This window comes from Pseudomonas sp. AL 58, from assembly GCF_036348395.1.
GTDB classification, from domain to species: Bacteria; Pseudomonadota; Gammaproteobacteria; order Pseudomonadales; family Pseudomonadaceae; genus Aquipseudomonas; species Aquipseudomonas defluvii.
The window spans coordinates 1-12,913 of the sequence record NZ_JAZBQR010000029.1 but is presented as its reverse complement, the minus strand read 5'-3'; the positions used below and the strand labels follow the sequence as shown (position 1 = coordinate 12,913).

At 61.8% G+C, this 12,913-nt stretch carries 13 protein-coding genes; all 13 read left to right on the top strand.

Annotation, left to right across the window (positions count from 1 at the left end; genetic code table 11):
* The first annotated feature begins 286 nt into the window (after positions 1 to 286).
* The 13 genes from ccoN (at position 287) to UIA24_RS21665 (ending at position 12,723) form a co-directional block, all read left to right on the top strand.
* Positions 287 to 1,726 (top strand): cytochrome-c oxidase, cbb3-type subunit I, encoded by a 1,440-nt coding sequence (ccoN, locus tag UIA24_RS21725; RefSeq protein WP_099773980.1) that lies wholly within the window; start codon positions 287 to 289, stop codon positions 1,724 to 1,726.
* Positions 1,726 to 2,334 (top strand): cytochrome-c oxidase, cbb3-type subunit II, encoded by a 609-nt coding sequence (ccoO, locus tag UIA24_RS21720; protein ID WP_065761564.1) that lies wholly within the window; start codon positions 1,726 to 1,728, stop codon positions 2,332 to 2,334. The genes ccoN and ccoO overlap by 1 nt, the downstream gene beginning before the upstream one ends.
* Before the next feature lie 5 nt (positions 2,335 to 2,339).
* Positions 2,340 to 2,537 carry a CcoQ/FixQ family Cbb3-type cytochrome c oxidase assembly chaperone gene (locus UIA24_RS21715; RefSeq protein ID WP_065761563.1) on the top strand — a complete coding sequence of 66 codons (198 nt, stop codon included), beginning with the start codon at positions 2,340 to 2,342 and terminating at the stop codon, positions 2,535 to 2,537.
* A complete protein-coding gene (gene ccoP / locus UIA24_RS21710; RefSeq protein ID WP_065761562.1) occupies positions 2,534 to 3,514 on the top strand; it encodes a cytochrome-c oxidase, cbb3-type subunit III in 981 nt (326 codons plus the stop codon). The genes UIA24_RS21715 and ccoP overlap by 4 nt, the downstream gene beginning before the upstream one ends.
* 273 nt (positions 3,515 to 3,787) lie before the next feature.
* Positions 3,788 to 5,203, top strand: a complete 1,416-nt coding sequence (gene ccoG / locus UIA24_RS21705) for a cytochrome c oxidase accessory protein CcoG (RefSeq protein WP_065761561.1) — start codon at positions 3,788 to 3,790, stop codon at positions 5,201 to 5,203.
* Positions 5,204 to 5,215: 12 nt separating this feature from the next.
* Positions 5,216 to 5,755 carry a FixH family protein gene (locus UIA24_RS21700; RefSeq protein ID WP_330523897.1) on the top strand — a complete coding sequence of 180 codons (540 nt, stop codon included), beginning with the start codon at positions 5,216 to 5,218 and terminating at the stop codon, positions 5,753 to 5,755.
* 78 nt (positions 5,756 to 5,833) lie between these two features.
* A complete protein-coding gene (locus UIA24_RS21695; RefSeq protein ID WP_330523896.1) occupies positions 5,834 to 8,284 on the top strand; it encodes a heavy metal translocating P-type ATPase in 2,451 nt (816 codons plus the stop codon).
* A gap of 13 nt (positions 8,285 to 8,297) precedes the next feature.
* Positions 8,298 to 8,525 (top strand): cbb3-type cytochrome oxidase assembly protein CcoS, encoded by a 228-nt coding sequence (ccoS, locus tag UIA24_RS21690; RefSeq protein WP_330523895.1) that lies wholly within the window; start codon positions 8,298 to 8,300, stop codon positions 8,523 to 8,525.
* Positions 8,518 to 9,201: a sulfite exporter TauE/SafE family protein gene (locus UIA24_RS21685; protein WP_330523894.1), complete on the top strand. Its 684-nt coding sequence runs from the start codon at positions 8,518 to 8,520 to the stop codon at positions 9,199 to 9,201. The genes ccoS and UIA24_RS21685 overlap by 8 nt, the downstream gene beginning before the upstream one ends.
* 82 nt (positions 9,202 to 9,283) lie before the next feature.
* Positions 9,284 to 10,666 carry an oxygen-independent coproporphyrinogen III oxidase gene (gene hemN, locus UIA24_RS21680; protein WP_330523893.1) on the top strand — a complete coding sequence of 461 codons (1,383 nt, stop codon included), beginning with the start codon at positions 9,284 to 9,286 and terminating at the stop codon, positions 10,664 to 10,666.
* A gap of 110 nt (positions 10,667 to 10,776) precedes the next feature.
* Positions 10,777 to 11,511 (top strand): Crp/Fnr family transcriptional regulator FnrA, encoded by a 735-nt coding sequence (gene fnrA, locus UIA24_RS21675; protein ID WP_330523892.1) that lies wholly within the window; start codon positions 10,777 to 10,779, stop codon positions 11,509 to 11,511.
* 56 nt (positions 11,512 to 11,567) lie between these two features.
* Positions 11,568 to 12,116, top strand: coding sequence for an adenine phosphoribosyltransferase (locus UIA24_RS21670; protein ID WP_065761554.1), 549 nt, complete (start codon positions 11,568 to 11,570; stop codon positions 12,114 to 12,116).
* Between the two features lie 151 nt (positions 12,117 to 12,267).
* A complete protein-coding gene (locus tag UIA24_RS21665; protein ID WP_330523891.1) occupies positions 12,268 to 12,723 on the top strand; it encodes an REP-associated tyrosine transposase in 456 nt (151 codons plus the stop codon).
* Positions 12,724 to 12,913 lie beyond the last annotated feature (190 nt).

Genomic DNA, 12,913 nt, shown 5'->3' with positions numbered 1-12,913 from the left:
CGGCGCAAAGGCTGATAGGGCGGCTCATGTCAGCCATCCTCGACCCGACAGCCGTTTCGACAAACGGTGCATCCGCGCGATTGTCCGGTAATAAAAACCGAAAAATCGTACACATAAAAGTAAATTAACTGTGTACAATTTTCGCGCCAGAAAAGCTCGAAAGGGCCGCAACACACGCTCTGGCAAGGATCGGCGCGGATGCCATCGCGTTGCAATAACCACACGGTTTATACATACTTGCGCCGATTTTTACCCTAAAAAAACACCCAAACCGTGGAACCTTAGAATGAGCACAGCAATCAGTCCGACTGCTTATAACTATAAGGTAGTCCGCCAGTTCGCCATCATGACGGTGGTCTGGGGGATCCTTGGCATGGGGCTTGGTGTCTTCATTGCCTCGCAACTGGTATGGCCCCAGCTGAACCTGGACCTGCCCTGGACGACCTTTGGACGCCTTCGCCCGCTGCACACCAACCTGGTGATTTTCGCCTTTGGTGGATGTGCGCTGTTTGCCACCTCCTATTACGTCGTGCAGCGTACCTGCCAGACGCGACTGATCTCTGACAGCCTTGCGGCCTTCACCTTCTGGGGTTGGCAAGCCGTGATCGTCGGTGCACTCATCACCTTGCCGATGGGCTACACCACGACCAAGGAATACGCAGAGCTGGAGTGGCCGATCGCCATTCTGCTGGCCATTGTCTGGGTGACCTACGGTATTGTGTTCTTTGGCACCATCGTCAAGCGCAAGACCAAGCACATCTATGTCGGTAACTGGTTCTACGGTGCCTTCATCGTGGTCACCGCGATGCTGCACATCGTCAACCACATGTCGTTGCCGGTCAGCCTGTTCAAGTCCTACTCGGCTTACTCCGGCGCCACCGATGCAATGATCCAGTGGTGGTACGGCCACAACGCCGTGGGCTTCTTCCTGACCACCGGCTTCCTGGGCATGATGTACTACTTCGTACCCAAGCAGGCCGAGCGTCCGATCTACTCCTATCGCCTGTCGATCGTGCACTTCTGGGCACTGATCACCCTGTACATCTGGGCCGGCCCGCACCACCTGCACTACACCGCCCTGCCAGACTGGGCCCAGTCGCTGGGCATGGCGATGTCGATCATCCTGCTGGCACCAAGCTGGGGCGGCATGATCAACGGCATGATGACCCTGTCGGGCGCCTGGCATAAGCTGCGCACCGACCCGATCCTGCGCTTCCTGGTGGTATCGCTGGCGTTCTACGGCATGTCGACCTTCGAAGGCCCGATGATGGCCATCAAGACCGTCAACTCGCTGTCGCACTACACCGACTGGACCATCGGCCACGTACACGCCGGCGCTCTGGGCTGGGTAGCGATGATCTCCATCGGCGCCCTGTACCACCTGATTCCGAAGGTCTACGGTCGCGAGCAGATGCACAGCATCGGCCTGATCAACGCCCACTTCTGGCTGGCCACTATCGGGACCGTGCTGTACATCGCCTCGATGTGGGTCAACGGTATCACCCAGGGCCTGATGTGGCGTGCAATCAACGATGACGGCACCCTCACCTACTCCTTCGTCGAAGCGCTGCAAGCCAGCCACCCGGGCTTCATCGTCCGTGCACTGGGCGGTGCGTTCTTCGCCTCCGGCATGCTGCTGATGGCGTACAACGTCTACCGTACCGTACGCGCCTCGAAGCCGGCAGAAGCTGAAGCCGCCGCTCAGATCGTAGTTGGAGCTCACTGATGAAGCACGAAGTAGTCGAGAAGAATATCGGCCTGCTGGCCTTCTTCATGGTCATCGCCGTCAGTATCGGCGGCCTGACCCAGATCGTCCCGCTGTTCTTCCAGGACGTCACCAACAAGCCGGTCGAAGGCATGAAGCCGCGCACCGCACTGGAACTGGAAGGCCGTGATGTATACATCGCCAACGGCTGCGTCGGCTGCCACTCGCAGATGATCCGCCCGTTCCGTGCTGAAACCGAGCGCTACGGCCACTACTCGGTTGCCGGTGAAAGCGTCTGGGACCACCCGTTCCTGTGGGGCTCCAAGCGTACCGGCCCGGACCTGGCCCGTGTCGGCGGTCGCTACTCCGACGACTGGCACCGTGCGCACCTGTACAACCCGCGCAACGTCGTGCCTGAGTCGAAGATGCCTTCCTACCCATGGCTGGTAGAGAACAAGCTCGACGGCAAGGAAACCGCCAAGAAGATGGAAGTCCTGCGCACCCTGGGCGTGCCGTACACCGACGAAGACATCGCCGGTGCCCGCGACGCGGTCAAGGGCAAGACTGAAATGGACGCCCTGGTTGCCTACCTGCAAGGGCTGGGTACCATCATCAAAAGCAAACGGTGACCTTGATGGATATCGGGATGATTCGTGGCCTGGGCACCGTCGTGGTGATGGTGGCCTTCATTGGCCTGGCGTTGTGGGTATTCAGTTCTCGACGCAAGTCTGAGTTCGACGAAGCGACCTTGCTGCCTTTCGCGGATGATCCCGAGGCCATCAAGCACGTCGAGCAAGCGCAAGCGAGAGCTTCTAGGAGTAACAACGAATGACTACCTTCTGGAGTCTGTACGTCACCGTTTTGAGTCTGGGCACCATCTTCGCCCTGACCTGGCTGCTGCTGTCCACCCGCAAGGGCCAGCGCAGCGAAGCCACCGATGAAACCGTGGGCCACTCCTTCGATGGTATCGAGGAGTACGACAACCCACTGCCGAAATGGTGGTTCATGCTGTTCGTCGGCACCATCATCTTTGCCCTGGGCTACCTGGTGCTGTACCCAGGCCTGGGCAATTGGAAAGGCATGTTGCCAGGTTATCAGTACCTGGATAACGACAAGAAAACCGAGTTCGCCAACGGCCAGCCTGGCTGGACCGGCGTTCACGAGTGGGAAAAGGAAATGGCGCGCTCGGATGCCAAGTTTGGGCCGATCTTCGCCAAATTTGCTGCCATGCCGATTGAGGAAGTCGCCAAGGACCCACAAGCACTGAAAATGGGTGGCCGCCTGTTCGCCTCCAACTGCTCGGTGTGCCACGGTTCCGACGCCAAGGGCTCCTACGGTTTCCCGAACCTGACCGACAACGACTGGCGCTGGGGCGGCGAGCCGGAAACCATCAAGACCACCATCATGGCCGGTCGTCATGGTGTGATGCCGGCCTGGGCTGAAGTGATTGGTGAGCAAGGCGTAGCCGACGTGGCGGCCTTTGTCCTGACCAACCTCGATGGCCGTACCCTGCCAGAAGGCGCGAAAGCCGATCCGGCCAATGGCCAGAAGCTCTTCGCTGCCAACTGCGTGGCCTGCCACGGGCCTGAAGGCAAAGGTACCCCGGCCATGGGCGCACCGAACCTGACTCACCCACAGGCGTTCATCTACGGTTCGAGCTTTGCTCAACTGCAGCAGACCATCCGTTATGGCCGTCAGGGCCAGATGCCTGCCCAGCAGGACCTGCAGGGTAACGACAAGGTTCACCTGCTGGCAGCCTACGTCTACAGCCTGTCGCACCAAGCCGACAAGGCGACCGACGCGAAGTAATTCGATCGGCTGAAAAAAGCCCCGCCAGCCTGCGCTGGCGGGGCTTTTTTACACCCATGAGGCGTGACGGATTGTGCGATCACCGGCTTCGTGACCTGCGTCAATTGACACATGCCATTACACTATCGCAAAGCTTTACCCAACGCGGCCAAAAGTCGCACCCCTCCCCCGTAATGCCAGTACAGGCGTATCATGCGCCCTAGAGCATCAAGCTTTTGACTGCGGCCTGCATGTACGGGTCGTGGCACTTTTCCACTGCCGTGGGACTCAATGATGAGCAACCAGATTCCGGTACACGACGTCACACCGCCTGCCAAGAAAGCCGACAACAGCGTCGACCTCTATGCCTCTCGTGACAAAATCTATACCCGCGCTTTCACCGGCCTGTTCCGCAACCTGCGGATGGTTGGCGGCGCAGTCCTGTTCGTGCTCTATTTCGGCACCGTCTGGCTGAACTGGGGCAACCACCAGGCCGTCTGGTGGAACCTGCCCGAGCGCAAGTTCTACATCTTTGGCGCGACCATCTGGCCGCAGGATTTCATCCTGCTTTCTGGCCTGTTGATCGTGGCGGCCTTCGGCCTGTTCTTCATCACCGTCTTCGCCGGCCGGGTGTGGTGTGGCTACACCTGCCCGCAAAGCGTCTGGACCTGGGTCTTCATGTGGTGCGAAAAGGTCACCGAAGGCGACCGCAACCAGCGCATGAAACTCGACAAGGCGCCGATGAGCGGCAACAAATTCCTGCGCAAACTGGCCAAACACAGCCTGTGGCTGCTGATCGGCTTTGTCACCGGGATGACCTTCGTCGGCTACTTCTCGCCGATCCGCGAGCTGGTGGTAGAGTTTTTCACCGGCCAGGCCGATGGCTGGGCCTACTTCTGGGTGGGTTTCTTCACCCTGGCAACCTACGGCAACGCCGGCTGGCTGCGCGAGCAGGTGTGCATCTACATGTGCCCATACGCCCGCTTCCAGAGCGTCATGTTCGACAAGGACACCCTGATCGTCTCCTACGACCCGCGCCGGGGCGAAACCCGTGGCCCGCGCAAAAAGGATATCGACTACAAGGCCAAAGGCCTGGGTGACTGCATCGACTGCACCATGTGCGTTCAAGTGTGCCCGACCGGCATTGATATCCGTGACGGCCTGCAGATCGAGTGCATCGGCTGCGCCGCCTGTATCGACGCCTGCGACACCATCATGGACAAGATGAACTACCCACGCGGGCTGATCAGCTACACCACCGAGCACAACCTGTCGGGGCAGAAAACCCACATGGTGCGCCCACGCCTGATCGGCTACGCCATTGTGCTGTTGACCATGATCGGCCTGCTGACCAGCGCCTTCGTCATGCGTTCGCTGGTTGGCTTCGATGTCAGCAAAGACCGCGTCCTGTACCGTGAAAACGCCCAGGGCCGGATCGAAAACGTCTACAGCCTGAAAGTCATGAACAAGGACCAGCGCGATCACGTGTACGTGCTCGATGCCGTCGGCCTGCCAGGCCTCAAGCTTGAAGCCGTGCGTGAAGTCAGCGTCGCTGCCGGCGATATCGTCAGCCTGCCCGTGCAACTGTCGATGGCACCGGAACAACTGCCCTCGACCACCAACGAAGTCACCTTCATCCTGCGCGACGCCGATGACAGCAACGTCCAGGTTGAAGCCAAGAGCCGATTCATCGGCCCGCAAATTCGATAAGAGAGTCTGCCAATGCGTTCAGCAACTGCCGCAAGCCCCTGGTACAAGCACCTCTGGCCCTGGATCATCATTGGCATTCTGGCCACATCGGTGACCCTCAGCCTGACCATGGTTGGCATCGCGGTAAACAACCCGGACAACCTGGTCAACGACAACTACTACGAGGCCGGCAAAGGCATCAACCGCTCACTCGACCGAGAGTTGCTGGCGCAGACGCTCAAGCTCAAGGCCAGCGTGCACCTGGACGAGCTCACCGGCGAAGTCGACCTGCGCCTGCAGGGCGACAGCCAGCCGCAACGCCTGGAGCTGAACCTGATCTCGCCAACGCAGCCCGAGAAAGACCGCAAGATTGAACTGGTACGCAGTGAAAGCGAACCCGGCCGCTACCTTGGCCAGCTCAATGACAAGGTAGAAGGTCGGCGTTTCGTGGAATTGCTGGGCAGCCAGGACGAGCACGTCTGGCGCCTGTTCGAGGAAGAGCAGGTCGGCCACGACAAAACCCTGGTACTGGGCGATGAAGCCCTTCAGGGCGCCGAACACCTGGAACAATGAGTTTCGCCCTCATCGCTGGCACGCTCGGCCCCTGCGGGGGCCGGCCGTGCCCGTCCTGAACTGCCTGCGATAGACACCATGACCAGCCCCACCCCCTGCTACCACTGCGCCCTGCCCGTCCCTGGCGGCAGCCACTTCACCGCTGTGGTACTAGGTGAACCGCGCCAGTTCTGCTGCCCGGGCTGCCAGGCAGTCGCCGAAGCCATCGTCGCCGGCAACCTGGAAAGCTACTACCAGCACCGCAGCGAAGCCAGCGCCAACCCTGATGCACTGCCCCTGCAACTGGTCGATGAACTGGCCCTGTACGACCGTCCCGACGTCCAGAAACCATTCGTGCGCCACACCGGCGAACAGGCCGAGACCACCCTGCTGATCGAGGGCATCAGTTGCGCCGCCTGTGGCTGGCTGATCGAAAAGCACCTGCGCAACCTGCCCGGCGTGGCCGAAGCCCGGCTGAACCTGTCGAATCACCGCCTGCAAGTGCACTGGAGCGACAGCCAACTCCCGCTGTCAAAACTGCTCGCCGAACTGCGCCAGATCGGCTACGCCGCGCACCCCTACCAGGCCGACCGCGCCGCCGAGCAACTGGCCAATGAAAACCGTACAGCCCTGCGCCAACTGGGCGTTGCCGGGCTGCTGTGGTTCCAGGCGATGATGGCAACCATGGCCACCTGGCCGGAGTTCAACATTGACCTCAGCCCGGAACTGCACACTATCCTGCGTTGGGTGGCGATGTTCCTGACCACCCCGATTGTCTTCTACAGCTGTGCGCCGTTCTTCCGCGGCGCCGCCCGTGATCTACGTACACGCCACCTGACCATGGACGTCTCGGTGTCACTGGCCATTGGCCTGGCCTACGGCGCCGGTATCTGGACGGCCATCACCGGCAGTGGCGAGCTGTACTTCGACGCGGTCGGCATGTTCGCCCTGTTCCTGCTGGCCGGCCGCTACCTGGAGCGACGGGCCCGCGAACGAACCGCAGCGGCTACCGCGCAACTGGTCAACCTGCTCCCGGCTTCCTGCCTGCGCCTGGACGCACAGGGCAGCAGTGAACGCATCCTGCTCAGCGAACTGCACGTGGGTGACCGCGTGCTGGTCCACCCGGGCGCCGTGCTGCCCGCCGATGGGCGCATCCTTGACGGCCAGTCCAGCGTCGATGAATCGCTGCTCACCGGCGAGTACCTGCCACAACCGCGCCAACCCGGCGATGCCGTGACCGCCGGCACCCTGAACGTGGAAAGCGTGCTCACCGTCGAGGTGCAAGCACTGGGCCATGACACCCGACTGTCTGCCATTGTCCGCCTGCTGGAGCGGGCACAGTCGGAAAAGCCCCGGCTGGCGGTAATCGCCGACCGCGCCTCACAGTGGTTCCTGCTGTTCACCCTGATCGCTTCGGTTGCAATCGGCCTGCTCTGGTGGCAACTGGATGCCGACCGGGCCTTCTGGATCGTGCTGGCCATGCTGGTTGCCACCTGCCCGTGTGCCCTGTCGCTGGCCACCCCCACGGCACTCACCGCCGCCACCGGCACCCTGCACAAACTGGGCCTGCTGCTCACCCGCGGCCATGTGCTGGAAGGCCTGAACCAGATCGACACGGTAATCTTCGACAAGACCGGCACCCTGACCGAAGGCCGCCTGACCCTGCGCAGCATTCGCCCACTCGGCAACGCCGATGCCGATCACTGCCTGAAACTGGCCGCCGCCCTCGAAAACCGTTCCGAGCACCCGATTGCCCGCGCCTTCGGTCGTGTCCAACACGTCGCCGACGAAGTCCAGGCCTCACCCGGCCTCGGCCTTGAGGGCCAGGTTGACGGGCAGCGGCTGCGCATCGGTCAGCCCGCCTTTGTTTGCGCCCTCAGCGGCAGCACCGTGCCGTCGATGCCCAATGAGGCCGGGCAATGGCTGCTGCTCGGCGACACCCAGGGCCCGCTGGCCTGGTTTGGCCTGGACGACCGCCTGCGCCATGACGCCAGCGACCTGGTGGCGGCGTGCAAGGCCCGCGGCTGGAAAACCCTGCTGCTCTCCGGGGACAGCTCACCCATGGTTGCCAGTGTCGCGGCAGAACTGAACATCGACCTGGCCATCGGCGGCCTGCGCCCGGACGACAAACTGGAGAAGCTCAAGGCATTGCAACACGAGGGGCACAAGGTGCTGATGCTCGGCGACGGCGTCAACGACGTGCCGGTGCTGGCAGCCGCCGACATCAGCATTGCCATGGGCTCCGCCACCGACCTGGCCAAGACCAGCGCCGATGCCGTGTTGCTGTCCAATCGGCTGGACGCACTGGTGCATGCCTTTGCCCTGGCCCGGCGCACCCGTCGCATTATTATCGAGAACCTGCTCTGGGCAAGCCTGTACAATGGCCTGATGCTGCCGTTCGCGGCACTGGGCTGGATTACACCAGTCTGGGCGGCGGTCGGCATGTCGATCAGCTCATTGATCGTGGTGCTCAACGCGCTGCGCCTGACCCGCGTCGCCGGTGATTCGGCCCAGGTCGCGCCCGCCACCTCTCGCCCCTCGACGGCCTGACCAGGAGATTTCCATGCCCGCGCTCTATGTCATGATTCCTGCTGCGCTGCTGATCGTTGCCATCGCCGTGTACATTTTTTTCTGGGCGGTCGACAGCGGCCAGTATGACGACCTCGAAGGCCCGGCCCACAGCATCCTATTCGACGACCAGGACCCAAAACACCAGGCGGCCGTAGACACCACGCAAGCGACTCAAAAAACCGCCAGCCCCGACGACGAAGGCGCCCCACCCCGTGGCTGACCTGCTGCCCCTGCTGAGTTCGGCACTGATTCTGGGTTTGCTCGGCGGCGGCCATTGCCTGGGCATGTGCGGCGGCCTGATGGGCGCCCTGACCCTGGCGATCCCGCAGGAGCAACGCAGCCGTCGCCTGCGCCTGCTGCTGGCCTACAACCTGGGCCGCATCCTCAGTTATGCCACCGCCGGCCTGCTGCTCGGCCTGGCAGGCTGGGCACTGGGCAATAGCCCGCTCGCCACCGGCATGCGCGTCGTGGCGGCACTGCTGCTGATTGCCATGGGCTTGTACCTGGCGGGCTGGTGGAGCGGCCTCACCCGTATCGAAGGCCTTGGCCGAGGCCTGTGGCGGCATATCCAGCCGATTGCCAACCGCCTGCTGCCGGTGTCCAGCGCGCCACGCGCCGTGCTGCTCGGCGCGCTTTGGGGCTGGCTGCCATGCGGCCTGGTCTACAGCACCCTGCTGTGGGCCGCCAGCCAGGGCAATGCCCTCGACAGCGCCCTGCTGATGCTCGCCTTCGGCCTCGGCACCTGGCCGGTCCTGCTAGCCACCGGCCTTGCCGCCGAACGCACCCGCGCAGTACTGCGTAAACGGGGCGTGCGCATCGCGGGCGGCCTGCTGGTGATCCTCTTCGGCCTCTGGACCCTGCCCGGCCCGCACCAGCATTGGCTGATGGGCCACTGAAGCGGCGTTGATGCAAATCAACACCCTGTTGCGAATCGCTCCCTAGACTTCAAACATTGCCGCATCTCTAGGGACTGCCTCCATGCTCGACGTACTTCGTTGGGACTCTGACCTGATTCGCCGTTACGATCTGGCAGGCCCACGCTACACCTCCTACCCAACTGCCGTGCAACTGCACAGCCAGGTGGGCGCCTTCGACCTGCTGCACGCCCTGCGTGACAGCCGTCGAGCGGTGCGCCCGCTGTCGCTGTATGTGCATGTGCCCTTCTGCGCCAATATTTGCTACTACTGCGCCTGCAACAAAGTCATCACCAAAGACCGTGGTCGCGCCCAGCCCTACCTGCAGCGCCTGGAGCAGGAAATCCAGCTGATTGCCTGCCACCTCGACCCTAACCAGCAGGTCGAGCAGCTGCACCTGGGGGGCGGTACTCCCACCTTCCTCAGCCACGAAGAACTGCGCCAGCTCATGGCTCACCTGCGCAAGCACTTCAACTTGCTCGACGACGACTCCGGCGACTACGGCATCGAAATCGACCCGCGCGAAGCCGACTGGTCGACCATGGGCCTGCTGCGCGAACTGGGCTTCAACCGCGTCAGCCTTGGCGTACAAGACCTCGACCCGCAAGTACAGCGGGCCATCAACCGCCTGCAAAGCCTGGAGCAAACCCGTGCGATCATGGAGGCAGCACGCACCCTGCAGTTCCGTTCAGTCAACCTCGACCTGATCTACGGCCTGCCCAAGCAGACCCCGGAAGGTTTTGCCCGCACGGTCGAGGAAGTGATCAAACTGCAACCAGACCGGCTCTCGGTGTTCAACTACGCGCACCTGCCCGAGCGCTTCATGCCGCAACGGCGGATCGACGCCAACGACCTCCCCGCCCCTGCGGCCAAACTCGAGATGCTGCACAACACCATCGAACAGCTCACCGCTGCCGGCTACCGCTACATTGGCATGGACCACTTCGCCCTGCCGGACGACGAACTGGCCATCGCTCAGGAAGAGTCGACCTTGCAGCGCAACTTCCAGGGTTACACCACCCACGGGCACTGCGACCTGATTGGCCTGGGTGTTTCGGCGATCAGCCAGATCGGAGACCTGTACTGCCAGAACAGCAGCGACCTGAACGAATACCAGAACAGCCTGACCCTGTCACAACTGGCCACCAGCCGCGGGCTGATCTGCAACCAGGACGACCGCGTGCGCCGCGCCGTGATCCAGCAGTTGATCTGCCATTTCGAGCTGAAGTTCGAGACTATCGAACAAGCATTCACCCTCGACTTTCGCGGCTACTTCAAGGACCAATGGCCGGCACTGGAAGGCATGGCCAAGGACGGCCTGATCAGCCTCGACGCCCAAGGCATCACGGTACTGCCAGCGGGCCGCTTGCTGGTGCGCTCGGTGTGCATGGTCTTCGACGCCTACCTGGACCTGCACAACCGCCAGCGTTTCTCGCGGGTCATTTGACGATGAGTGGCCACAGACACCGATCAACAGCCTGTATAGCGCGCTGGCTTCAGGGAATTTGCTGAGTTACCCTTATGGCTTATGTGTGCTTTACCACAAGGACTGATGAAATGTCTGAGCCAGTTAAACAACGCGCTCACAACCAAGCCCATTGCAAGGATTGCAGCCTGGCGCCCCTGTGTCTCCCCCTGTCACTCAACATGGAAGACATGGACGCACTGGACGACATCGTCAAACGCGGGCGTCCGTTGAAGAAAGGCGAGTTCCTGTTCCGACAGGGCGAAAACTTCGGCTCGGTCTATGCCGTACGCTCAGGCGCACTGAAGACCTTCAGCCTGAGCGACAGCGGCGAAGAACAGATCACCGGCTTCCACCTCCCCAGTGAGCTGGTCGGGCTTTCCGGCATGGACACCGAGGCCTATCCGGTATCAGCCCAGGCCCAGGAAACCACATCGGTGTGTGAGATTCCCTTTGAGCGCCTGGACGAACTCTCGGTACAACTGCCGCAATTGCGTCGCCAGTTGATGCGCGTCATGAGTCGGGAAATCCGTGACGACCAGCAAATGATGCTGCTGCTGTCGAAGAAAACCGCCGACGAGCGTATCGCCACCTTCCTGGTCAACCTGTCGGCGCGCTTCCGTGCTCGCGGCTACTCGGCCAACCAGTTCCGCCTGAGCATGTCGCGCAACGAAATCGGCAACTACCTGGGCCTGGCGGTGGAAACCGTGTCCCGGGTGTTTACCCGCTTCCAGCAGAACGGCCTGATCGAAGCCGAAGGCAAGGAAGTGCGCATCGTGGACCCAATCCAGCTGTGTGCCCTGGCGGGCGGCGCCCTGGAAGGCTGAACACCGCGTATAAGCGGGTATACTGATGGGCATTTGTTCCTCAGGATACCCGCACCATGCCCAGCGACACTTTCAACCTCAAGGCCTTGATCCGCCCGGTAATGGACTTCCCCAAGCCCGGCGTCGTGTTTCGCGACATCACCCCGCTGTTTCAATCGCCCCGAGGCCTGCGCCATGTCGCCGACGCCTTTATCGAACGCTACGTCGAAGCTGAGTTCAGCCATATCGGCGCCATGGACGCGCGTGGCTTTCTGATCGGCGCGATCATCGCCCACCAGTTGAACAAACCGCTGATCCTGTTCCGCAAGCAAGGCAAACTGCCTGCAGATGTGCTGACCGAAGGCTACCAGACCGAATACGGCGAAGCCTTTCTGGAAGTGCATGCCGACAGCCTGTGCGAAGGTGACTCGGTACTGATCTTCGACGACCTGATCGCCACGGGTGGCACGCTGCTGGCCGCGGCCAACCTGATACGCCGCACCGGCGCCCAGGTGTTTGAAGCCGCAGCGATCATTGACCTGCCCGAACTGGGCGGCTCACAGCGCCTGCAGGCTGCGGGCATTCCGACGTTCTGCCTGACCACCTTCTCCCTGAGCGAACAGTAGCCAAGACACCGTCGCAGTCAAGCCTGTTGCCACAGGAGCCCGGGCAGCAGGCTGCCTGCGATACCTTTTCCAGACACATCCAGTGCCATTGATATAACCCCCGTACCCCATCGTCCATCTACTTTGAATCATGAATTCCAAGGAGACAGACATGGACCGTCCAAGCGCCCATCGCCTTCGTCGGGGCAGGTTTTCCGAACCTGGCAGGCTGTATCTGTTGACCAGCGTCACAGAGCATCGAACACCTCTCCTCACAGACCTGAGGCTAGCACGACTGTTGGTCGCTGAGTTCCGCCATGCACAACAGGCAAGCACTGCGCGATCACTCGCCTGGGTGGTAATGCCCGATCACTTCCATTGGCTGATGGAACTGCGACAGACAACCTTGAGCAGTGTGATGCGGCAGCTCAAATCGCGAAGCACCTGCGCAATAAACAAGGCCTGCCTACGTTCGGGCCGGCTATGGCAAGCAGGCTTCCATGACCGCGCGTTACGCCACGAAGAAGATGTTCGGGCCATTGCCCGCTATATCATCGCCAACCCACTGCGCGCCGGGCTGGTTCAAAAAATTGGCGACTACCCTCACTGGGATGCCGTCTGGCTCTGAACCACTGAATGCCTGTGATGGCTAGTGACTGCATCGCGGGCAAGCCCGGCTCCTACAGGTTGCACTTTCTGTTGGAGCTGGCTTGCCTGCGATGGCCTCGGCGCGGTGCCCGTGAGTTCGCGGCGTCTGCATCGCGGGCAAGCCCGGCTCCTACAGGCTGGCGCGGGCTCTGTTGGAGCTGGCTTGCCTG